This window comes from Acidaminococcus timonensis (assembly GCF_900106585.1).
Classification (GTDB): Bacteria; Bacillota; Negativicutes; order Acidaminococcales; family Acidaminococcaceae; genus Acidaminococcus; species Acidaminococcus timonensis.
Map to the genome: position 1 here is coordinate 1,055,060 of NZ_FNWH01000006.1, position 21,476 is coordinate 1,076,535.

Annotated in this window: 22 protein-coding genes; 4 read left to right on the forward strand and 18 right to left on the reverse strand. The window is 56.1% G+C overall.

Annotated features, from left to right (window positions below; translation table 11 throughout):
- The 10 genes from csaB to BQ5462_RS08825 all read right to left on the reverse strand — a co-directional run bounded on the left by csaB (position 1) and on the right by BQ5462_RS08825 (position 11,851).
- Positions 1–1,092: a polysaccharide pyruvyl transferase CsaB gene (csaB, locus tag BQ5462_RS08780; RefSeq protein WP_071142952.1), complete on the reverse strand. Its 1,092-nt coding sequence runs from the start codon at positions 1,090–1,092 to the stop codon at positions 1–3.
- Positions 1,085–3,184 (reverse strand): DUF5693 family protein, encoded by a 2,100-nt coding sequence (locus BQ5462_RS08785; RefSeq protein ID WP_071142953.1) that lies wholly within the window; start codon positions 3,182–3,184, stop codon positions 1,085–1,087. Before BQ5462_RS08785 ends, csaB begins: the two co-directional genes overlap by 8 nt.
- 15 nt (positions 3,185–3,199) lie before the next feature.
- The gene (gene prfB / locus BQ5462_RS08790; protein ID WP_071142954.1) at positions 3,200–4,300 is read right to left on the reverse strand and encodes a peptide chain release factor 2; all 1,101 of its coding nucleotides are present in this window, start codon (positions 4,298–4,300) and stop codon (positions 3,200–3,202) included.
- Between the two features lie 77 nt (positions 4,301–4,377).
- Entirely contained in the window at positions 4,378–6,834 is a 2,457-nt protein-coding gene (gene secA / locus BQ5462_RS08795) for a preprotein translocase subunit SecA (protein WP_071143366.1), read from the reverse strand.
- Positions 6,835–7,022: 188 nt separating this feature from the next.
- Positions 7,023–7,565 (reverse strand): ribosome hibernation-promoting factor, HPF/YfiA family, encoded by a 543-nt coding sequence (gene hpf, locus BQ5462_RS08800; protein ID WP_071142955.1) that lies wholly within the window; start codon positions 7,563–7,565, stop codon positions 7,023–7,025.
- A 235-nt stretch (positions 7,566–7,800) separates the two neighbouring features.
- Entirely contained in the window at positions 7,801–8,520 is a 720-nt protein-coding gene (locus BQ5462_RS08805) for an amino acid ABC transporter ATP-binding protein (protein ID WP_071143367.1), read from the reverse strand.
- 1 nt (position 8,521) lies between these two features.
- Positions 8,522–9,178, reverse strand: coding sequence for an amino acid ABC transporter permease (locus BQ5462_RS08810; RefSeq protein ID WP_071142956.1), 657 nt, complete (start codon positions 9,176–9,178; stop codon positions 8,522–8,524).
- Between the two features lie 27 nt (positions 9,179–9,205).
- Positions 9,206–9,985 carry a basic amino acid ABC transporter substrate-binding protein gene (locus BQ5462_RS08815; RefSeq protein ID WP_071142957.1) on the reverse strand — a complete coding sequence of 260 codons (780 nt, stop codon included), beginning with the start codon at positions 9,983–9,985 and terminating at the stop codon, positions 9,206–9,208.
- A 137-nt stretch (positions 9,986–10,122) separates the two neighbouring features.
- Positions 10,123–10,911, reverse strand: a complete 789-nt coding sequence (locus tag BQ5462_RS08820) for a basic amino acid ABC transporter substrate-binding protein (protein ID WP_071142958.1) — start codon at positions 10,909–10,911, stop codon at positions 10,123–10,125.
- Positions 10,912–11,080: 169 nt separating this feature from the next.
- Complete coding sequence (locus BQ5462_RS08825) at positions 11,081–11,851, reverse strand: basic amino acid ABC transporter substrate-binding protein (RefSeq protein WP_071142959.1); 771 nt, start codon at positions 11,849–11,851, stop codon at positions 11,081–11,083.
- A 451-nt stretch (positions 11,852–12,302) separates the two neighbouring features.
- Between BQ5462_RS08825 and BQ5462_RS08830 the strand changes: the two genes are divergently transcribed.
- The 3 genes from BQ5462_RS08830 (at position 12,303) to BQ5462_RS08840 (ending at position 14,028) form a co-directional block, all read left to right on the forward strand.
- A complete protein-coding gene (locus BQ5462_RS08830; protein ID WP_071142960.1) occupies positions 12,303–12,899 on the forward strand; it encodes an HD-GYP domain-containing protein in 597 nt (198 codons plus the stop codon).
- Positions 12,900–12,913: 14 nt separating this feature from the next.
- Positions 12,914–13,171: a TIGR03905 family TSCPD domain-containing protein gene (locus BQ5462_RS08835; protein WP_071142961.1), complete on the forward strand. Its 258-nt coding sequence runs from the start codon at positions 12,914–12,916 to the stop codon at positions 13,169–13,171.
- Positions 13,172–13,293: 122 nt separating this feature from the next.
- Entirely contained in the window at positions 13,294–14,028 is a 735-nt protein-coding gene (locus tag BQ5462_RS08840; protein ID WP_071142962.1) for a DUF554 domain-containing protein, read from the forward strand.
- Between the two features lie 124 nt (positions 14,029–14,152).
- On the opposite strand, the gene alr is transcribed toward BQ5462_RS08840, so the two are convergent.
- A complete protein-coding gene (alr, locus tag BQ5462_RS08845; protein ID WP_071142963.1) occupies positions 14,153–15,322 on the reverse strand; it encodes an alanine racemase in 1,170 nt (389 codons plus the stop codon).
- A gap of 100 nt (positions 15,323–15,422) precedes the next feature.
- A complete protein-coding gene (locus BQ5462_RS08850) occupies positions 15,423–16,445 on the reverse strand; it encodes a nucleoside hydrolase (protein ID WP_071142964.1) in 1,023 nt (340 codons plus the stop codon).
- A gap of 160 nt (positions 16,446–16,605) precedes the next feature.
- On the opposite strand from BQ5462_RS08850, the gene BQ5462_RS08855 reads away from it, so the two are divergent.
- A complete protein-coding gene (locus BQ5462_RS08855; protein ID WP_071142965.1) occupies positions 16,606–17,232 on the forward strand; it encodes a PH domain-containing protein in 627 nt (208 codons plus the stop codon).
- Positions 17,233–17,306: 74 nt separating this feature from the next.
- On the opposite strand, the gene BQ5462_RS11530 is transcribed toward BQ5462_RS08855, so the two are convergent.
- From BQ5462_RS11530 to rsmA, 6 genes are all read right to left on the reverse strand, one after another.
- Entirely contained in the window at positions 17,307–17,441 is a 135-nt protein-coding gene (locus BQ5462_RS11530; RefSeq protein ID WP_268873078.1) for a hypothetical protein, read from the reverse strand.
- Between the two features lie 40 nt (positions 17,442–17,481).
- Positions 17,482–17,994 (reverse strand): thiol peroxidase, encoded by a 513-nt coding sequence (gene tpx / locus BQ5462_RS08860; protein ID WP_071142966.1) that lies wholly within the window; start codon positions 17,992–17,994, stop codon positions 17,482–17,484.
- Positions 17,995–18,236: 242 nt separating this feature from the next.
- Entirely contained in the window at positions 18,237–19,868 is a 1,632-nt protein-coding gene (groL, locus tag BQ5462_RS08865) for a chaperonin GroEL (RefSeq protein ID WP_071142967.1), read from the reverse strand.
- A 64-nt stretch (positions 19,869–19,932) separates the two neighbouring features.
- Complete coding sequence (gene groES, locus BQ5462_RS08870) at positions 19,933–20,223, reverse strand: co-chaperone GroES (RefSeq protein ID WP_071142968.1); 291 nt, start codon at positions 20,221–20,223, stop codon at positions 19,933–19,935.
- 127 nt (positions 20,224–20,350) lie between these two features.
- Entirely contained in the window at positions 20,351–20,614 is a 264-nt protein-coding gene (locus BQ5462_RS08875) for a cysteine-rich small domain-containing protein (protein ID WP_071142969.1), read from the reverse strand.
- Positions 20,611–21,462 (reverse strand): 16S rRNA (adenine(1518)-N(6)/adenine(1519)-N(6))-dimethyltransferase RsmA, encoded by an 852-nt coding sequence (rsmA, locus tag BQ5462_RS08880; RefSeq protein WP_071143368.1) that lies wholly within the window; start codon positions 21,460–21,462, stop codon positions 20,611–20,613. The genes BQ5462_RS08875 and rsmA overlap by 4 nt, the downstream gene beginning before the upstream one ends.
- Positions 21,463–21,476: the final 14 nt, after the last annotated feature.

Sequence of the window (21,476 nt, forward strand, 5' to 3'; positions counted from 1 at the left end):
CTACTTGTTTTGGATAAGGGCAAGGGCCCGGCCGATGTTGGCCTGGGCTTCCTGCCGCAGAGCCCGGATCTGGTCCCGGCGCTGCCGGCCGTCTTCCTGCCACAGCCGGCGGGCCTGCTCCACCAGTTCATCCGCCGTCACCCGGCCGATGGTATCCACCACATCGCCTTTCATGCCGTCCACGAACCGGTCCACTTTGGGATCGTAGGAAATGGCCATGAAGGGCACATCGTTCAAAGCGGCAAATACCAGGGCGTGGAGCCGCATGCCGATCAGCAGGTGGAAATTGCAGATCAGGTCCTGGTACTGCTGGGTGGAACATTTCTGTTCCAGGATGAACACGTTCTTCTGATGCTGCATCTGATTCCGCACCTGGGCGGACAGTTCAGCATCTGCCGGGAACTGCAGGGGCACAAACAGGATCTGGGCTCCGAACTCCTGCTGCAGCCGGTCTGCCGCCCGGGCGAATTCCCGGGTGAACCGTTTCTCCCCTTTCCAGTGGCGCAGCGCCAGCCCCACCACCGGACGGTCCAGGTCCAGGCCCAATTGCCTGAGCAGACCGGCGCCGGCGTCCTTCCGGCCCACCGGCAGGGAGAACACCGCATCGCTGGTCACATGGATGGTGGCCGGGTCGAAGCCCATGGAGCTGAGATCCTCCAGGGAACCGTCGTCCCGCACGGTGATCAGATCCGCTTTTTGACAGACCAGCCGGGTCAGGAAACGGCTGAACCGCCCCCGGATGGGGCCGATGCCTTGGGCAAAGAGCATAATCTTCTTCCCCAGGAGGCCGGCCAGGCCGATGATGGACAGATAATAATAAAGGCTCATGCGGCTGGTCACATTCTGCAGCAGGCTGCCGCCCCCCGAAAGGAGCAGGTCCGTACCTGCCATCGCCCGCAGGATGCCCCACAAGTTGAACCGATGGATGGCCTTTACCGGATGGAGCCGAGCCGTCACTTCCGGATGGCCGGAAATGACCGTCAGTTCCACCTGGGGGGCCTGCTGTTTCAGACTGGTCACGATGGCCGTAAGCATGGCTTCATCTCCTGCATTGGAAAAGCCATAATAGCCGGAGATCAGGATCTTACCCAACGGGATTCCTCCTCTTTTGGATCAGGCGCAGTACATGGGGATACGCCGCTGCAAAGATGGCCACCGCAATCAGGCCGGCCACCACACCCACCACGTACCCGTCCAGAGCCCGTACATAGCTCATGAGGATGGGGGTACGCATATGGCAGAACGTCTGCACCAGGCTGCCCTGGCCGATGGCCGCAACCGTGACGCACAGACCGTAGAACCAGGTGGGAAGCTGTTTCCAGGCCGCCCAGGCAGCCAGGAAGAAGGCCGGATGGCCGATGATGAATTCTTTTTCACGAGGCCGTGCCCACATGGTTTCCTCCAGGAAGAACCGGAGTTTCTGTTCCACCATGGGAACCGGTACCCCGGCCGTATGGCCGCTGCGGCCGATGAATACCCAGGCCACGAAGGCGAAGATGCCCAGAACCGCCAGGGCTTTCAGGTTCAGGGGACGATCCAGGAATTCCACCACCCGATGGAGGGGTTTCCGCCAGTCCTCCCCTTTCTTCCACAGACCATGGGTCCGCAAAAACAGCAGCAGGGTCAGCAGTACCGGCAGCATGAAGGTGACCTTGACGCCCCGGTAGATATCCATTTCCAGAAGGAACCGGGTATCACTGAGGATGCCGCCCAGAAGGGAGGCTCCGATCAGGGACAGGACGATGGTCTCGCCCAGGTGCAGGGTGGTACGGCACACCAGCTGGACCAGATTGCCCGCGTGGCCGCTCTGCCGCCAGATGCCCATCATCCGGTACAGGGAGAGCACCGGGAAGGTGACGGCCGCACCCAGGGCAATGCCCTGCCGGGCCAGCAGCCCGAAAGGACCGGCAAACACCGCAGCTGACAGCACCACGCCCAGGCCCAGGGTGGTCTTCCCATAGTGTTCTTCCTTCAGAACGCCCAGCAGCAGCAGGTACATGGAAAACGCCGCAGCCAGGGAGAAAGCCAGGGGTACGTACCACAGGCGGCTGGGCTGGTACACCTTGAAGATGTCAGCCGGGCCCTTGGCAAAGCCTTTGCTGTCCACGTCCCTGGTCACCCGTTCCACGTAATCCAGGTTGGTCTGGAGCAGGGTCTTGTTATCCCGGGGGGTCAGGAAGGTCTTGATGTAGTTCACCCGGATATTCCGTTCCTCGTCCGCCAGGGACCAGCGCCGGAAGGCATCGAACACCTGCATCTTCCGCTGTTCCGCGTCGGCGATCACATAGGTGCGGGCCACCTGGTAGTTGGCCAGTTTGGCCAGTTCGGTGAGGCCGTCCAGCCGCACGAACTGCAGCTGGGTCACCCCTTCCACCATGCCCAGGGTGATGTGCCGCTTCAGCAGTTCCCGGGCCACCAGGGGCAGCTGCTTCTTATTGCCCAGCATCTGTTTGCCGCTGCCGATGATCAGGCTCACATGGGCGCCGCTGTTGTCCAGCCGGTCGAAGAAGGCATGGATCTGCTCTTCCTCGCTGGCAGCTGCCGACGTATACCGTTCGCTGTAGTTGGTGGGACGGATGGCCACCATGAAACCGTTCTTCGTCACATCCTCCAGTTCATCCGTGGAGGGGCCCAGGTCCATTTCCCGGACACCCCGTTCGTCGCCGGCGATGGGGTTCTTGCTGATGATGGTATCCCCGTCGAAGCGCAGGATCAGCGGAGATGCGTTCATTTCCACGATCCGCTGGGGGCCGAAGCGCAGGCGGATGTCTTCTTCCACTTCCCGCAGGGCCCGGTCACTGGTACCGGCGGAGATGTACAGGGCATCCACCATGAAGTCGGGGTTGTCGATGATGGCCTGCCATTCAGGCCGCAGGTTCTGCACCCGCCCCATTTCCAGCAGCTGGGCCCCGGTGAGCACGTTCACGGCCCCCTTCTGGGCCAGCTTGTCCAGGCTGGTGTCGAACACGGTCAGGGTGGTCACCCCCCGGTCCCGGAACTGCCTGAACACTTCTTCCTTCGGTACGCCCTCTTCCTGGGCGATCCGCAGCAGGCTGTTGTATTCCATGACGGTCTCCACCGTCTTGTTGGCTCTTTCCACCTGGATCCGCTGCCAGTTCAGGCACAGAGAAGCCACCAGCCCCAATCCCACCAGGGCCAGGAACAGTTTCTTATAGGTTTTCATGGCGATGTTCTCCTCTTAGTGTTTCAGGCTGCGCAGGTACGCTTCCACGAACAGGTCCAGATCCCCGTCCATGACGGCGGAGATGTTGCCGGTTTCGGCGCCGGTGCGATGGTCCTTCACCATGGTGTAGGGCTGGAACACATAAGAGCGGATCTGGCTGCCCCATTCGATGGCCTGGTAGTCGCCGGCGATCTCGCTGATTTTCTTGTCCTGGATGGCCTTTTCATATTCGTACAGTTTGGCACGCAGCAGGGCCAGGCAGCGTTCCTTGTTCTGCAGCTGGCTCCGTTCGTTCTGGCACTGCACCACGATGCCCGTGGGAAGATGGGTCATCCGCACGGCCGAGGAGGTCTTGTTTACGTGCTGTCCGCCGGCACCGCTGGCCCGGTAGTAGTCCACCCGCACATCATCCATGTTCAGGTCCACTTCCACGGTTTCGTCCAGTTCGGGCATCACATCCACCGCCGCAAAGGAAGTATGGCGGCGGGCGTTGGAGTCAAAGGGAGAGATCCGCACCAGCCGGTGGACGCCCTTTTCGCTCTTCAGAAAGCCATAGGCGTTGTGGCCGGAGATGGTCAGGGTGGCACTCTTTACCCCGGCTTCTTCCCCGGGCAGCAGGTCCATCAGGTCCACCGTGAACCCCTTCCGTTCTGCATACCGGGTGTACATCCGGAGCAGCATCTGGGTCCAGTCCTGGGCTTCTGTACCGCCGGCCCCGGCATGCAGGGTCAGGATGGCATTGTTGGCATCATACTGGTCGCTGAGCAGCATGCCCAGTTCCAGGTCGGCCAGGGTCTTTTTGGCCCCTTCCACTTCTCCTTCGATTTCGCCCTGGAGGCTTTCGTCCTTTTCCTCCATGGCCATTTCCCACAGGGTTTCCACGTCGTCCAGCTTCTGTACCAGACCGTGGAAGGTCTCCACTTCGCTTTTCAGGTTGTTGGCTTCCTGGGCCACGGTCTGTGCCTTATCCGGGTCGTCCCAGAACCCCGGGGCAGCCATCTGGTGCTCCAGGTCGGCGATCCGTTCGGTCTTCTGGGGAATCTTCAAGCCCCCCTTCAGTTCGTCCAGTTTGTCTTTCAATTGGGTGATTCCCGGTTTCAGTTCTTCCAGTAACAAGGTTTTCCAGCCCTTTCTTTATGGTTTTAACAAGGGAAAAACGAAGCCGGGTTTCCCCAGCTTCGTTGGTTGCATCGTCAGTTTTTCGTTGCTTGCGGATGGCTTTCCGCCGGACTCTTGTCCTGTTCGGCGGTGCCGTCCACATTGGGATTGTTCACAGAGGCCTGGGACAGATGATCTTCTACCGTAGGCTGGGTCACCACGTTCACCCGGTACATGTACCGGACCACATCATCCACAATGGCTTCCTTCATCGCTTCGAACATATCGTAGGCTTCGAACTTGTATTCCACCAGGGGATCCCGCTGACCGTAGGCCCGCAGCCCGATCCCTTCCCGGAGGGCATCCATGGCATCCAGGTGTTCCATCCAGTGGGTATCCACCACCTTCAGCATCACCAGGTTCTCCAGTTCCCGCATGATGGGAGCCGTGATGGCCGCTTCCCGTTCGTTGTAGTAATCGTGTGCCACCTTATGCAGGTATTCTTCCAGTTCCTCCCGGCTCATGTTGGCCAGTTCGTCGGCCTTCAGCCTGCCGGCCGGGGCATAGAATTCTTCGGCATATTTGATCAGGGCCGGGATATCCCAGTCTTCGCTGTACGCTTCCTTGGGGGCGTACATGTCCATGGACCGGTCCACGATGTGGTCGGCCATGCTCAGCACCGTTTCCTTCAGGTCTGCCTTCTCCAGGATCTTCCGCCGCTGGTCGTAGATGACTTCACGCTGTTCGTTCATCACATCGTCGTATTCCAGCACGTGTTTCCGAATGTCGAAGTTCCGGCTTTCCACCTTCTTCTGGGCGTTCTCGATGGAGCGGGTCACCAGTTTGTGTTCGATGGGTTCATCCTCGTCCATCCCCAGCTTGTCCATGATTCCGGAAATGTTGTCGGAGCCGAACAGCCGCATCAGGTCGTCTTCCAATGACAGGTAGAACCGGGTAGAACCGGGGTCGCCCTGACGGGCGCACCGTCCGCGCAGCTGGTTGTCGATCCGGCGGGATTCATGCCGTTCCGTCCCGATGATGTGCAGCCCGCCCAGTTCGGCCACGCCTTCGCCCAGGGTGATATCCGTACCACGGCCTGCCATGTTGGTGGCAATGGTCACGGCCCCCATCTGGCCGGCGTCGGCTACGATCTCTGCTTCTTTTTCATGGTACTTGGCATTCAGCACGTTGTGGGGAATGCCTTTTTTCTTCAGCATGGCGGACAGCTCTTCGCTCTGGGCGATGGAGGTGGTACCCACCAGCACCGGGCGCCCCACGGCGTGCAGCTTTTCGATGGCCTTCACCACAGCCCTGTACTTGGCCCGTTTCGTCTTGTAGATCACATCCGGATAGTCGATACGGATGTTGGGCTTGTTGGTGGGGACCACGATGACATCCAGACCGTAGATCTTCTGGAATTCCTGTTCTTCCGTCTTGGCAGTACCGGTCATGCCGGCCAGCTTGTCGTACATGCGGAAGTAGTTCTGGAAGGTGATGGTGGCCAGGGTCTGGCTTTCCCGTTCCACCTTCACATGTTCCTTGGCTTCGATGGCCTGGTGCAGCCCTTCGGAGTACCGGCGGCCATACATCAGACGACCGGTGAACTCATCCACGATGATGACTTCCCCGTCTTTCACCACGTAATCCCGGTCGCGGATCATCAGGGCCTTGGCCTTCAGGGCTTCCATGAGCTGGTGGCTCAGGTCGGTGCCGTTCTGGGGGTCATACATGTTCTTCACGCCCAGCAGTTTTTCCGCCTTGGCGATGCCGGCTTCCGTGGGAGCCACAGTCTTCAGTTTTTCATCCACTGTGTAGTCTTCTTTTTCCTTGAAGTTCTTGACCACATCGGCCATGATGTTGTACAGGTCCGTGGATTTTTCCCCGGGCCCGGAAATGATCAGAGGGGTACGGGCTTCATCGATCAGGATGGAGTCCACTTCGTCCACGATGGCATAATGCAGGGGCCGCTGGACCATTTCGTCCAGAGAAACCACCATGTTGTCCCGCAGATAGTCGAATCCGAATTCGTTGTTGGTCCCGTAGGTGATGTCGGCGGCATAGGCAGCTTTCCGGGCAGGGAAATCCATGTCGTGGACGATCAGGCCCACAGAGAGGCCCAGGAACTTGTATACCCGGCCCATGTCCTCGCTGTCCCGGCGTGCCAGATAGTCGTTGACGGTGACCACGTGGACCCCTTTGCCCTCCAGGGCATTCAGGTAGGCTGGCAGGGTGGCCACCAGGGTCTTCCCTTCACCGGTACGCATTTCAGCGATCTTGCCCCGATGGAGGATGCAGCCGCCGATGAGCTGTACATCGAAATGGCGCAGGCCCAGGACCCGGCGGGAGGCTTCCCGCACCACAGCGAAGGCTTCCGGCAGGATGTCATCCAGGGTCTCCCCCTTGCCCAGCCGCAGCTTGAATTCGTCCGTCTTGGCCCGCAGGCGGGCATCGCTCAGTCCGGAGATTTCCGGCTCCAGGGCATTGATTTTATCCACATAGCCCTGGCAGACCTTCAGTTCTTTCTTGTTCGGGTCCCCAAAGACCAGTTTCATCAGGTGTTCCAGCAAATTTTATCACTCCTCGATATCGAATGCGCATGGCGCAAAAAAATACACTCTATGAATCCATTTTATAATTGTAGCAAATGGCCCTATGAAAGTCAAAAAGAGTCGGGGCAAAAGCCTCGACTCTTTGTAAAAATTTGATGAAATTCCCGTAAATCTTCCGCAACTGGAAACTTTTACACCAGTTCCGGGTTGATCAGGCCATAATCGCCGTTCTTTCTGCGATATACGATGGCCATCTTTTCCGTTTCCGCGTTGAAGAATACGAAGAAGTCATGGTTCAGCATGTTCATCTGCATGATGGCTTCCTGTACACCCATGGGGCGCATGGCGTAGTTCTTGACACGGGCAACCGTGAATTCGCCGGTTTCTTCCGGCAGTTCTTCGTCATCAGGCAGAGGAGCCGGTTCCGCATCCTTGAAGTTGCTGTATTTCCGTTTCATCAGACGGGTCTTGTATTTATGGATCTGCCGTTCGATCTTTTCCACGCATTCATCGATGGATGCATACATATTATCGGAAGTTTCCTGAGCCCGCAGGACAATGCCGCTGGCCGGTACCGTGATCTCTACCGTATGTTTGCCTTTCTCCACACGCATCACGGCAGTGATCTCGCCCACCGTCTTGAATTGTTTGGTGATGGTCTGGACACGTTTTTCCACGTAGTCTTTTAAAGCCTGGGTGACCTCGATGTTTTTACCACGAACTTTTACTGCCATAATAACTACCTCCTCACCGGTGGAACATTTCCCACCGTTCTTACTATATATATTCTACAACTAACCGGAAATTCCTGCAAAAGATTCTAAAAAAATGTAACAAATTTTTAGAGGAAAACAAAGACCTGGGAGCGGACGTCCCTTATGGGCCGTCCCTACAGAAACAGCGGAAATGGTGCTGTCTGCGTAGGGTCTGCCCGTAAGGGGAGACCGTTCCCAGGTCGCCTGAAAGGCTTTACAAAATTTTCGACAGGAAACTCTGGGCCCGTTCGTTTTTGGGATGGGCGAAGAACTCTTTCGGGTCGCCCTGTTCCAGGATCTTGCCCCCGTCCAGGAACAGGATCCGGTCGCCCACTTCCCGGGCAAAGCCCATTTCGTGGGTCACCACCACCATGGTCATCCCTTCCTGGGCCAGGTTCTTCATTACGTCCAGCACTTCGTTGATCATTTCCGGATCCAGTGCGGACGTTGGTTCATCGAACAGCATGGCCTTGGGTTTCATGCACAGGGCCCGGGCGATGGCCACCCGCTGCTGCTGACCGCCGGACAGGCTGGCCGGATAGGCATCCGCCTTGTTCAGCAGGCCCACCTTGTCCAGGTACTTTTTGGCATTTTCCACGGCTTCTTCCTTACTTTCGTGGCGCACAATGGTGGGTGCCAGGGTCAGGTTGTCCATCACCGTCATATGGGGGAACAGGTTGAACTTCTGGAACACCATCCCCACTTCCTGCCGGACTTCGTTAATGTTGGCCTCTCCGTTCAGAGGGATGCCGTCGAAGGTAATGGTGCCGGCGGTGGGCACTTCCAGATAGTTCAGGCAGCGCAGGAACGTACTCTTACCGCCGCCGCTGGGGCCGATGACCACCACCACTTCCTGTTCTGCGATGGTCACGTCGATGCCTTTCAGGACCTGGTTGCTGCCGTAGCTTTTGTACAGGCCCTCCACTTTGATCATCTCATTGTTCATCTTTCTTATACCTTCTTTCCAGAGCGCCTACGAACCGGGCCACGGCAAACGTCATGATCAGGTAGATGAAAGCGACGCTCAGCCAGATTTCAAAAGAGGCATAAGTCCGGGCAATGATCAGCTGGCCTCGACGGGTCAATTCTTCGAAGCCGATGACGGATACCAGGGAAGAATCCTTCAGCATGGCGATGAATTCGTTGCCCAGGGGCGGGATGATCCGCTTGAAGGCCTGGGGCAGGATGATGTGCTTCATGGTCTGCCACCAGGTCATCCCCAGGCTCCGGCCGGCTTCCATCTGTCCTTTGTCGATGGATTCGATGCCGCCCCGGAAGATTTCCGCCACATAGGCCCCAGAGTTGATGGAGCAGGCAGAAATGGCAGCCACATAGGCATCCACCCGGTGGTGGATCAGCGCAGGCAGTGCGAAATAGACCAGGAAGATCTGGACCAGCAGAGGGGTGCCCCGCAGGAAATCTACATAGATATTGCCCAAAACGCGCAAAGCCTTGACCCCGCACAGACGGATCAAGGACACCACGATACCGATGGCCAGGCCCAGACCGACGCTGACCGCGGTAATCTCAACAGTGACGCCTGCCCCGGCGATCAGCAGGGGCAGGGAGTCTTTGATAATCTCAAAATTCATGCATTCTCTTCCTTTGTACCGAACAAATTATTTGGCTGCAGGAGCCTTGCCGAACCATTTGGTGTAGATTTTGTCGTATTCACCGTCTTTTTTCAGTTCAGCCAGGGCCTTGTTCACATCAGCCGCCAGTTTGCTGTCTTTCTTGAATGCAAAGCCATAGGATTCGGCATCCATGGTCTCGCCCACCATCTTATCCTTGTCCTTGCCTTCCTTGGTCATATAGTAGGCAGCCACCGGTTTGTCGATGATAACGGCATCCACGCCCTTGTTTTCCAGTTCCAGGAACACTTCGGCGTTGGTGTTGAAGCTGGTCACCTTGGCACCGGGAACCTTGGCCGCCTTGTCAGCACCGGTGGTCCCGATCTGTACGGCGATCTTCTTGCCTTCCAGGTCTTTCAGGCTCTTGATTTCGTTGTTGTCTTTGGTCACCACGATGGTCAGACCGGAAGTGTAGTACGGATCAGAGAAGGTCACAGCCTTTTTCCGTTCGTCCGTGATGCTCATGCCGGCGGCCACCATGTCGATGTTGCCGGAATTCAGGGCCGGAATCAAGGCATCAAAGCCCATATTCTGGATTTCCACCTTCATGCCCATCTTCTTGCCCAGGGCACGGGCCAGATCCATATCGAAACCGGCAAATTCCTTGGAATCCTTTTCCTGGAATTCAAAGGGAGCAAACGTGGGTTCCGTCCCGACTTTCAGTACTTTCTGCTCCTTAGAGGCTTCTTTGCTGCCACCACCGCAGCCGGCGGCCACCGCCATCATCAGAGCTGCCAGTAAACCTGCTACCACATGTAATTTTTTCATTGGACTTCCCTCCATCTTCATAATGTAATCATTATACAGCTTTGCGTATATTAATACAACTGTTTTTTCGTTTATGGAATGGGGCAGAAAAAGAAAAGGACGGCCTCACGGGACCATCCTTTTTCGAAAAAACATTGTCATTCAGCCTTGAACCATTTGTCGTAAATCTTCTGGTATTCGCCGTCTTTCTTCAGTTCTGCCAGGGCCTTGTTCAGCTTGTCACACAGTTCCTTGTTCTTCTTAGCGGTGGCGATGCCATAGAAATCACCCTTCTTGGGAGTACCCACGCTCTTGGCGTAGGCGTTGCCGCCCTGTTTCAGGAAGTACTGGAGCACCGGCAGGTCGCTGATGACCGCATCAGCCCCGCCGTTCTTCAGTTCCAGGCAGGCCAGGTCGGAGGAATCGAAGGTCTTCACCTTGGCCCCTTCGATGGTGGCTGCATATTTGGCGCCGGTGGTACCGATCTGCACGGCAATGGTCTTGCCCTTCAGGTCGTCCAGGCTCTTGATGCTGTCGTTGTCTTTCTTTACCACAGCCATCAGACCGGATTCATAGTAGGGATCGGTGAAGTTCACTTTCTGTTTCCGTTCGTCGGTGATGCTCATCCCGGTGATGGAAACATCGATGTTCCCGGATTCCAGGGACGGGATCAGGCCATCGAAGGCGATGCTCTTGATGGTGACTTTGTCGTACCCGGCTTTCTTGGCCAGGGCGTTGATCAGGTCGATGTCGAAGCCCTGGACCTTGCCGTCTTTCTTATCGGTGAATTCAAAGGGTGCGAAGGAGGGGTTGGTCCCTACGATCAGCTCTTTCTTGTTGTCAGCGGCTTTTTTGTCATTGCTTGCCGTGCTGCCGCCGCAGCCTGCCGCGGCCACGCACATCATCAAGCCGGCCAGGATTCCAGCGAACATCTTCATCTTTTTCATAAATATTCCTCCTCATTGGCCCCCGAATGGGTATCGTTCTGTATTTGATGTTATGATTATACATCTACTTTTATTTTTATGCAATATCTTTTTATAAAAAAATGAGCCGCAGGCGAATTTTATCCTGCGGCTGCAGACTAGAGACTAGTGACTTCTCTGTCTGGACTATTCATTTGAACCATTTGTCGTAAATCTTCTGGTATTCCCCGTCCTTCTTCATATCCTGCAGGGCCTTGTTCAGCTTGTCGCACAGGGCCTTGTTCTTTTTGGCCGTGGCGATGCCATAGAAATCGCCCTTCTTGGGTTCGCCCACGGCCTTGGCGTAGGCACTGCCCCCCTGTTTCAAGAAATACTGGAGCACCGGCAGGTCGCTGATCACCGCATCGGCCCCGCCGTTTTTCAGTTCCAGGCAGGCCGTATCGCTGGTGTCGAAGGTCTTCACCGTGGCCCCTTCGATCTTACCGGCGGCTTCGGCCCCGGTGGTGCCCAGCTGCACGGCAATGGTTTTCCCCTTCAGGTCATCCAGGCTCTTGATGGTGGTGTTCTCTTTCTTCACAATGGCCATGAGCCCGCTTTCATAATAGGGATCGGTGAAGTTCACCTTCTGCTTCCGGGCATCGGTGATGCTCATGCCGGCAATGGCCACGTCGATGTTCCCGGCGTCCAGGGCCGGGATCAGGGCGTCGAAGCCCATGCCCTTCACCGTCACTTTCTCAAAGCCGGCCCGTTTGCCCATGGCCTTGATCAGATCCATATCGAACCCGGTGATCTCACCACTCTGTTTGTCCGGAAATTCAAAGGGTGCAAAGGACGGTTCCGTCCCCACGATCAGTTCCTTTTTTTCCGCCGGTTTGCCGGCGTCTTTGGTGGACGTGCTGCCACAGCCGGCAGCCCCGATGAGCATCATCAGTGCGCAGAGCAAAACCATTACTTTTTTCATTGAAATCCCCCCAGATCGAATATAGAGTGTTACTTTTTAATAAGGAATGGTGTTATTATACAGTCTTGTGCATTTTTATTCAATATATTTCAGGCAAGTATCCTGTATACTTATCTGTTTTCAGGCGCAAAAAAACAACTCAGCTGACCTGGTTTTCGCCCCCACACTCGCCTGCTGGAGGGTTCGCTCCTAAGCTTCGTGCTCCCCACTACTGCCTCTCTCGCATTTTGCGGCAGGACTTACTTCTAAGCTGCACCGTGCTCACAGGGGTTTCCCTGCTTACGTGGATCGTTTTGCCTGCAACTGGCATCGACTTGCAACCACAGACCTGAGTTGTTTCCTTCATTATAAAAGGCCGTGCAAAGTTTGGCAACGGGAAATTCACAAATGGCCGGTTTTATAGTATACTTTAGTTTGCAAGTCTGAAATCACAAGCAAAGGTCGCGGTCCCATGATCACCATACCCCAATTCCTGGATTTTCCCACGGATACAGATGCCAAAGAGGTCGTTTCCCTGTTCCTGCGGCTGCTGGAACTGAAAAACCATGACCTGTTCCTGCACAGCCAGCAGGTGGCCAATTATGCGGTGGCCACTGCGGCCAAGATGGGGCTGCCCCTGAATGAAGTGAACTGCATCAAGATGGCCGCCCTGCTCCACGACATTGGGCAGCTGGCCATCCCCAACACCATCCTGGCCAAATACCCGTACTTCAATATCCGGGAACGGGCATCCTACCGGCGTCATTGCCTGGCCGGTGCCAGCATGCTGGAGAACATCCCGGCCTTTGAACGGATCCGGAAGATCATTCTCCACCACCATGAGAACTGGGACGGAAGCGGGTATCCCAAGCGGCTGAAAGGGGTGAACATCCCCATCGGCAGCCGGATCATTGCGGTATGCAACTTCTACGACCGGAAGTGCAACCCCTGTACCCGGCAATGGGTCATCGCCGGCAGCAAAAGTCCCCAGGTGATCCGGGACCTGGCAGGGATCAAGTTCGACCCGGATGTGGTCCAGGCTTTCTTTGAATCCATCAGCAATCTATGAGGGGAGTATTTCGTATGAAGAATTTCAGCGTCAAGACCAGCGATACCTGTGCCAAACAGATTGACTTCAGCCTGGAAGACGGCAAACTGCACAACATCCATTTCTACGGCGGCTGCCCGGGCAACCTGAGTGCCATCAGCAAACTGCTGGAGGGGGCCGATGCCAGACATGCCGTGGAACTGCTGAAAGGCAACAAATGCGGCAACAAGACCACCTCCTGTGCCGACCATCTGGCCCAGGGCGTCGAAGAAGCCCTGAAGGAAGCCCACTGAAAAAGTGTCTGTCCCGGAACTCAGACCCGGGGAAAGAAAGAAAAAGGCCCGTCCTGCCCAGGACGGGTCTTTCAATTTATGATATAATGTAACTACTTATACACTTTTTTTGGAGGGACTGTATGCCAATCGGTATCATCTGCAACGCAGCCGCCGTCATCCTGGGCGGCTTCATCGGAAACCTGCTGGGACCCCGGCTTTCGGAAGATTTCAAGGAAAAACTGACCACCGTGTTCGGGGCCTGTGCCTTTTTGATGGGGATCATGTCCATCGGCTTCCTGAAGAACCTGCCGGCCGTAACCTTTGCGGTCATCGCCGGGGCCATCATCGGCCTGTGGATCCATCTGGGAGACCGGATCATCAACGGATCCCGGAACCTGGAAAAACTGATCAGCCGGGTCCTGCCCGCTTCTTCCGGAGACACCCAGATTTCCCGGGAGGAATACGAAAGCAAGCTGATCACCATCATCGTCCTGTTCTGTGCCAGCGGCACGGGCATCTACGGCAGCATGGTGTCCGGTATGGCGGGGGATCACAGCATCCTCATCGCCAAATCCATCATGGACCTGCCCACCGCCACCCTGTTTGCTTGTGAACTGGGAATCATCGTCGGCTTCATCGCCCTGCCCCAGCTGGTGATCTTTCTGGCCCTGTTCTTCCTGGCCCACGCCATCCTGCCTTTCTGCACCCCGGACATGATCGGGGATTTCAAGGCCTGCGGTGGGGTACTGCTGGTGGCCACCGGATTCCGGATGCTGCAGCTGAAAGATTTCCCCATTGCCGACATGATCCCGGCCATGGCCATCGTCATGCCCCTTTCAGCACTGTGGACGGGAGTGGTGGTGCCGCTGCTGTAACGGACGCCCCTGATGGGTCATCCCAGGCAGCCCCCGTAAGAAAAAAATCCTTTTCCAACCACTACGCACCATCCACCCGCCACTGAAAAGAGGAGGCTGTGATTTTTCACAGCCCCCTCTTTTTTTACATCCGCAGCAGCAGTTCCCTGCCGATGACTTTTCCGTCTTCCATATATACCCTGGGCACCCGCTTGCTGATGTTGCAGGTGATTTCATAGGGAATGGTCCCGGCCTGTTCAGCCAGGTCATCCAGGGACTGCCGGTTCCCGAACAGCTCCAGCTCGCTGCCCACATCCACCCCGGGTTTATCCGTCAGGTCGATCATGCACATATCCATGCAGATCCGGCCCCTCTGGGGTGCCAGGCCCTGCTCCGTCACGAAGCTGCAGCGGTTGGACAGACACCGCATGAACCCGTCAGCGTACCCGATGGGCGCCACCCCCATGCGGGTGGTCTTATCACAGGTGTAGATGCCGCCATAACTGATCTTCGTGCCTTTGGGATAGATCTTGATGGTGCTGATGGTGGTCTTCACCGCCATCACCGGTTTCAGTCCCAGCTTCCGGGCAAATTCCCCATACCCGTACAGCAGCAGGCCCGGGCGCACCATGTCCAGATGGGTTTCCGGGAACAGGGTGGTGGCCCCGGTGTTGGCACAGTGACGCAGCTTGAACTTTTTGCCCGTGCGTTTTTCCACTTCGTCGCACACGTGCCGGAACAGCTGGAACTGGTGCTTCGTATAGGACAGGGCTTCTTCACCGGGCTCATCGGCCACGGCAAAGTGGGTGAAGATTCCCTCCGGTTCCAGGCCGGGCAGGCTGCAGGCATGGATGATGCCTTCCACCCCATGCTCGAAATAATCCCCTTCGCAGATGTAGCCCAGCCGGCTCATCCCCGTATCCACCTTGACGTGGATCTTCAGGGTGCCCCCGTATTTCACCGCTTCTTCGCTGTATTCCAGGGCCTTGGCTTCACAGGTCACGGCCTGGGTGATGTTGAAGCAGATCAGCCGGTCCACCTGTTCCCGGGGCGTATGGCCCAGGATCAGGATGGGCATGGTGATGCCGTTGAACCGCAGTTCCATGGCTTCATCGATGCTGCTGACGGCCAGATAGTTGGCACCCAGCTTCTGCAGCTTCGTCCCTACCTGCACGGCTCCATGGCCGTAGGCATCGGCCTTCACCACCCCCAGGAATTTCACCTTGGGTCCGATGTGCTCCCGGATCTTATGATAGTTGTAGGCCAGGGCATCCAGATCGATTTCAGCCCAGGTGCGACGCAATGTGCTTTTCATCATGCAACTCTCCTTTTATGGTAATGACTTGTGCGTGCCTGCCGGAGGGTATTTTGCCTAAAGCAAAATCCGGACAGCGCCCTTACGGATGAGGATCGGCTCAGTGGTTCTGGAAAGCCCGTTCCAGGGCTCTCCACTGGGTACGGGGATTCACCCCCAGCACCACATGGACCGTGGCGCCGTCCGGCGCTTCCGTCAAAGCCCCGGTCCGGGTATCCACCGCCAGTTTCTTGTCTTCTCCGGTAAATTTGCCCGCATCCAGCAAATACAGTACCGGGAAAATGTCGTGGAGCACGGCGGCATTTTCCATGCCCCGCTGGGCGTGGGCCGCCTGGTTCCCCCGCAGCAGTTCCAGGAACTCCGGATAGGTCCCATAGCCGGCCAGTTTCTGGATTTCCGGTTCATCCACGATCTGGCTGCTGGTCAAATCCAGAGGGAACAGGGTAATGTCCAGGCCGCTTTTCAGCACCTGCTCCACCGCTCTGGGATCCCGGGAAAAATTGGCTTCCTCCTCCGGGTCCCCCGGATCTTCCCACAGGTTGCCTCCCACGATCCAGACCCTGTCGATCCGGCTTTTGATGTCCGGATCCTGGAGCAGATCCGCCAGGGTGGATAAGGGCCCGGTGGCAAGGTAGGTGATGTGGTGTCGCTGTTTCAGCTGTTTTTTCGTCAGTGCCAGGTCGCCGCTGCTTTCCATCTGGTTTCTGGACAGGCCCAGCTTCTTCCGCCAGGCTTCCGAGATACCATACAGCCCGTCTTCTCCGTTGAAGCCGTCCTTCCCGTTCTTCCACTTCTTTCCCTTATAGGGACGATCCGCACCGGGCAGCACGGTCACTTTCATATCCAGGGCCCGGGTGACCAGCGCTGCATTGGCATAGGTCTGCTTTTCCGGTGCATTGCCGAAGGTAGACAGCACCAGGTCGGGCACCTTCCCGTTCTGTTTCAGCAGGAACAGGGCAAAGGCATCATCACTGCCCGGATCCCCGTCATAGACCAGCGCCGGCGTGGAAAGCTCCCCGGTTCCCGGTCGGTCCGTCTCCGCAGCCGCCACCCCTGTCCCCAGGGTACAGACCAGCAGGGTCCCCACCACCAGGCTCCCGATCTTCTTACCAAAATTCCACAAGGATAACGCCTCCCAGCATTTGCTCCAGCAATTGAATCAATTTAAAGTATAGTACGCAGAAACCGTCCTTGCAAGTTCCTTCTTTCTGCCACAGGAGCCCGGAATATGATATAATCGTAGGGAAAGTTTTCTACCCCCGAGGTAAAGGAGTTGTCATACCATGGAACCCAATCCTGAACAAAAACAGCCGGAACAGCAGCCGGAAACAGAAAAAGCCGAAGAACCGGAAGTAATCGTCCCAGAAAAAGAAGAGCTGGAAGAGGAAGCCGCAGCGGAAGAGGCAGAAGAAACCGCAGAAGCCAAAACAGCCGAGCAGACGGACGCTGCCGCAGCCTCCGCCGAAAGCCAGACGGAACAGGCCGCCAAAGACGCCGAAGTGGTGGATCAGCCGGCAGAAGTACCGGAAAAGCCCCTGCTGCAGGCCAAACAGTCCCTGATGTATTTCTTCTGGCCCCTGATCCTGACCATCCTGTACGTGCCTGCGGGCGTCATCTGGATCGCCGTCCGGTACCTGAAGTACAAATCCCAGGGCATGGTGCTCACCAACAAACGGCTGGTGATTTTGAAGGGTCTGTTCAAGAAGAAGCAGTTCATGTTCTCCCTGGACCTGGCCGCCAAAGCCATCGTCACCCAGGGCTTCCTGGGCAGAAAAGCCGGTTATGGTACTGTCAGCATCATCTACCAGAAAAAGGAATATTCCTTCGACTACGTCCGGGATCCCCAGGCCTTCGTGGAAGCATGCAAGAAGGCGTATGAGGATACGCAGGACTCAGTCACTAGTCACTAGTTAACAGTCACTAGCTAAAGGAAAGAACCCGCCCCAATTTTGGGACGGGTTCTTTTTGAATGTAAAAAACAGGATCAGCGTTTTACGGGCATTTTTTCATAGATCTTGCTCAGGCGCTCCAGTGCTTCTTCCAGAGTCTTTTTGTTCTTGGCGAAGTGGAGACGCATGTATTTGTTGATGGGTTCGTGGAAGAAGGCGGAACCGGGCACGGCCCCCACCGTCAGGTAATCGTGGATCTTCCAGGTTCTATTACCCGATCAGCTTCTTAACGGCTGCCAGGACACCGTCGAAGTTGATGGCATGGGTCACTTCCGGAACGTATTCCACGTAGGTCACCTTGTCGTTCTTGTCGATGACCACCACGCCCCGGGCTTCCAGCCGCAGGCCTTCCATCAGGAAGCCGTAGTTCGTGCCGAAGGAGGCATCCCGGTGATCGGACAGGGTCACCACGTTCTTCACACCGGCAGCGCCGCACCAGCGGGCCTGGGCAAAGGGCAGGTCCATGGAAATGGTCAGGACCACCACATCGTCGGACAGTCCGGTCACATCCTTGTTGAACCAGCGAGTCTGGGCATCGCATACACCCGTATCCAGGCTGGGTACCACAGAGATCACTTTGATCTTGCCTTCATAATCCTTCAGGGTCTTTTCTGCCAGGCTGTTATCCACAACCTTGAAATCGGGAGCCTGCTGCCCCACTTTGATTTCCGGTCCAGCCAGGGTCACAGGGTTCCCCGCAAAAGTCACAGTCCGTTTTTCCATGTTCCATTCCTCCTATATGATAAGCATAATTTTCAAATCCATATCCGTTCATCGGATGGATACAGTATATCATTTTAATAATAATTCGTAAAGAGTTTTTGCATTGAATTTACAAAGAGTTGCGTAAAGCGGGTCCATCAGGGCAATCGACCCTTACGGACCGGGTGCTTATGTGGGGATAAAGTAAGAGACCACCGCTTGCGCGATGGTCTCTTTTTTCTATTGGAATTTGACAGGATGGATTACATCATGCCGGGCATGCCGCCGCCCATGGCAGGGGCACCTGCAGCCGGTTTTTCAGCCGGTTTGTCGGCTACAACAGCTTCCGTGGTCAGGATCATGGAAGCGATGGAAGCGGCATTCTGCAGGGCAGAACGAGTCACTTTGCAGGGATCCACGATACCAGCTTTGATCATGTCCACATACTGTTCCGTAGCAGCGTTGAAGCCGGTGCCTTTGGCAGCCTTCTTCACGCCTTCTACGATTACAGCACCTTCCAAGCCAGCATTGCTGGCGATTTGACGAACAGGAGCTTCAATGGCGCGGCGAACGATATCGATACCGGTCTTTTCGTCGCCTTCGGCTTCAGCTTCCAGTTTGTCCAGAACCGGCTGTACCTGCAGCAGAGCGGTACCGCCGCCGGCCACGATGCCTTCAGCCACAGCAGCACGAGTAGCGTTCAGGGCATCTTCGATACGCAGTTTCTTGTCTTTCAGTTCGGTTTCGGTGGCAGCACCAACTTTGATCACAGCCACGCCGCCGGACAGTTTGGCCAGACGTTCCTGCAGTTTTTCTTTGTCGAATTGAGACGTGGTGGCAGGGATCTGAGCACGGATGGAAGCAATCCGATCGGCCACAGCCTGTTTGTCGCCGCCGCCATCCACGATGGTGGTCATATCCTTGGTAACCCGTACCTGGCCGGCAGTACCCAAATCAGCCAGGGTTGCGCTGTCCAGTTTCCGGCCCACTTCTTCACTGATGACAGTAGCACCGGTCAGGGTTGCGATATCCTGCAGCATGGCCTTCCGACGATCACCGAAGCCAGGAGCCTTCACAGCCACAGCCTTGAAAGTGCCACGCAGACGGTTCACAACCAGGGTTGCCAGGGCTTCGCCTTCCACATCTTCAGCGATGATCAGCAGTTCACGGCCTTGTTGTACCACTTTTTCCAGAACCGGCATAATGTCGTTGATCAGGGTGATCTTCCGGTCGGTAATGAATACGTACGGATTGCTCATAACGGCTTCCATCTTGTCAGGATCCGTTACCATGTACGGGGAAATGTAGCCACGGTCGAACTGCATGCCTTTTACGGTTTCCAGAGAAGTTTCCATGGTCTTGGATTCTTCTACGGTGATCACGCCGTCATTACCCACTTTTTCCATGGCATCGGCAATCAGGCCGCCGATTTCTTCATCACCGGCAGAAATGGAAGCAACCTGTGCTTTTTCTTCCTTGGTGCTGACAGTCTTGGCCGTCTTCTTCAGTTCATCCACCAGAGCATCGGAAGCTTTCTTGATGCCCTTCTTCAGGACCATGGGGTTGGCACCGGCCACCACGTTCTTCATGCCTTCATGCACAATGGCCTGGGCCAGCACCGTAGCGGTGGTGGTACCATCGCCGGCGATGTCGTTGGTCTTGGTGGCAACTTCACGGACCAGGGCAGCGCCCATGTTTTCAAACGGATCTTCCAGTTCAATGTCCTTGGCAATGGTCACGCCATCATTGGTGATGGTGGGAGAACCGAATTTCTTTTCCAGGACAACGTTACGGCCTTTGGGCCCCAGGGTTACTTTTACGGCATCAGCCAGTTTATTGACGCCGCGTTCCAGGCCGCGACGAGCATCTTCATCAAATTTAATCAGTTTAGCCATTTCAATCGACTCCTTAATTCCAGATAATGTAAGGTGTGGTATCTTCTACCAGGTATGGGATTTCTTACTCTTCCACAACAGCCAGGATATCGCTGTCTCTCAGGATGATGTAGTCTTTCCCGTCCAGGGTCACATCACTACCGGAGTATTTGGCGAATACAACCGTATCCCCAGCCTTGACTTCGGAAGGAACCCGGGTCCCGTTTTCCAGCAGACGGCCCGTACCGACGGCAACGACTTTACCAGTCTGGGGTTTGTCTTTATGGGCCGTATCCGGCAGATAAATCCCGCTGCTGGTCTTTTCTTCCTGCACAATCGGTTCAACTACAACATGGTCATCCAAAGGTTTTAACATCTTACAGATCCCCTTTCAATTTCTATGAGCAATTTGATATTTTCTGGTGTTATTAGCACTCAATCTAATGGAGTGCTAACTACAGTATCTATAATAGCATGTTTCAAAAAAAAATCAAGCCCTTTGACTATTTTTTATCAAAAGGCTTGAAAATTTTCTGTTTCAGCTTCTGCACCACTTTATCGTAGTTCTCGGGCTGATGAGGAAACAGGCAATCGCTGCAGTCCTTCACCTCGCCGGCCAGGATTTGATAGGTGCCGCCGCATTCTGTTCCCAATAAATACAGAGGACAGTAGCAGAACAGGCAGTTGAAATGATCCGGGTCCGCATTCTTGTGGCAGGGGTAGAATTCACACTCCCGGTGGGAGAAGCATTTGTAGTTTGTGCTCATTTCTGGAAGGCTTCCCAGGCACTGGCCAATTGGCCGAACTCTTCCATGGAAAGGCTCTCCCCTCTCCGCTTGGGGTCGATGCCCGCCTGGGCCATCAGCTCCTTCACCTGGTCCGCGGAAAGGCCCAGGGTCTTCAGGCAGTTGCTCAGCATCTTCCGGCGCTGGGAGAACGCCGCCCGCACCACCTGGAAAAAGGCTTTGGGACTGGCGCTCACCGGCGGCTGCTCCCGTTTTTCACACACCACCACCATGGAGTCCACCCTGGGGGCGGGCATGAAATCATGGGCGGGTACCGGGATGGCCAGCCTGGGCCGGGAGTAATACTGAAGAGCCAGGGACAGAGGCCCATAGTCCTTGCCCCCCGGAGAGGCGATCATCCGCTCCGCCACTTCCTTCTGGACCATGACCACCAGACGCTGCAGGGGCAGATCCTGCTCCAGCAGGGCGAAGATGATGGGGGTAGTGATATAGTAGGGAAGGTTGGCGGCCACCGTAAAGGGCCGATGCTCCGTCACCTCTGCCAGGTCGATCTTCAGGACGTCCCCGGGCACGATCTCCACATTTGGGTACCCTTCCAGGGTCCTGGCCAGCACAGGCAGCAGGCTGCGGTCGATTTCCACGCTCTTCACCCGGGCGCCGGTTTCGGCCAGTGCCTGGGTCAGCGTACCAATGCCCGGCCCGATTTCCAGCACCAGGTCACCAGGACCCACCTGGGCATATTCAGCAATGCCCCGTACCACTTTTTCATTGATGAGGAAGTTCTGCCCGAACTTCTTCTTGGCCCGCAGGCCAAAAGTCTCCAGGATATACCGGGTCACTTCCCGACTGGCGATCACCGGATGCAGCATGGTGTCCATAGTTC

What these genes read in the sequence shown, in the direction of transcription:
- BQ5462_RS08805 (WP_071143367.1), bottom strand. Translation starts at nt 8,520, where the DNA reads ATGATCAAAGTGGAGGGCCTGTACAAAAGCTACGGCAGCAACCAGGTC.
- BQ5462_RS08825 (WP_071142959.1), bottom strand. Translation starts at nt 11,851, where the DNA reads ATGAAAAAAGTAATGGTTTTGCTCTGCGCACTGATGATGCTCATCGGG.
- BQ5462_RS08815 (WP_071142957.1), bottom strand. Translation starts at nt 9,985, where the DNA reads ATGAAAAAATTACATGTGGTAGCAGGTTTACTGGCAGCTCTGATGATG.
- BQ5462_RS08875 (WP_071142969.1), bottom strand. Translation starts at nt 20,614, where the DNA reads ATGAGCACAAACTACAAATGCTTCTCCCACCGGGAGTGTGAATTCTAC.
- groL (WP_071142967.1), bottom strand. Translation starts at nt 19,868, where the DNA reads ATGGCTAAACTGATTAAATTTGATGAAGATGCTCGTCGCGGCCTGGAA.
- BQ5462_RS08840 (WP_071142962.1), top strand. Translation starts at nt 13,294, where the DNA reads ATGCCAATCGGTATCATCTGCAACGCAGCCGCCGTCATCCTGGGCGGC.
- BQ5462_RS08830 (WP_071142960.1), top strand. Translation starts at nt 12,303, where the DNA reads ATGATCACCATACCCCAATTCCTGGATTTTCCCACGGATACAGATGCC.
- tpx (WP_071142966.1), bottom strand. Translation starts at nt 17,994, where the DNA reads ATGGAAAAACGGACTGTGACTTTTGCGGGGAACCCTGTGACCCTGGCT.
- BQ5462_RS08820 (WP_071142958.1), bottom strand. Translation starts at nt 10,911, where the DNA reads ATGAAAAAGATGAAGATGTTCGCTGGAATCCTGGCCGGCTTGATGATG.
- BQ5462_RS08810 (WP_071142956.1), bottom strand. Translation starts at nt 9,178, where the DNA reads ATGAATTTTGAGATTATCAAAGACTCCCTGCCCCTGCTGATCGCCGGG.
- BQ5462_RS08785 (WP_071142953.1), bottom strand. Translation starts at nt 3,184, where the DNA reads ATGAAAACCTATAAGAAACTGTTCCTGGCCCTGGTGGGATTGGGGCTG.
- BQ5462_RS08855 (WP_071142965.1), top strand. Translation starts at nt 16,606, where the DNA reads ATGGAACCCAATCCTGAACAAAAACAGCCGGAACAGCAGCCGGAAACA.
- rsmA (WP_071143368.1), bottom strand. Translation starts at nt 21,462, where the DNA reads ATGCTGCATCCGGTGATCGCCAGTCGGGAAGTGACCCGGTATATCCTG.
- BQ5462_RS08835 (WP_071142961.1), top strand. Translation starts at nt 12,914, where the DNA reads ATGAAGAATTTCAGCGTCAAGACCAGCGATACCTGTGCCAAACAGATT.
- alr (WP_071142963.1), bottom strand. Translation starts at nt 15,322, where the DNA reads ATGAAAAGCACATTGCGTCGCACCTGGGCTGAAATCGATCTGGATGCC.
- groES (WP_071142968.1), bottom strand. Translation starts at nt 20,223, where the DNA reads ATGTTAAAACCTTTGGATGACCATGTTGTAGTTGAACCGATTGTGCAG.
- secA (WP_071143366.1), bottom strand. Translation starts at nt 6,834, where the DNA reads ATGAAACTGGTCTTTGGGGACCCGAACAAGAAAGAACTGAAGGTCTGC.
- hpf (WP_071142955.1), bottom strand. Translation starts at nt 7,565, where the DNA reads ATGGCAGTAAAAGTTCGTGGTAAAAACATCGAGGTCACCCAGGCTTTA.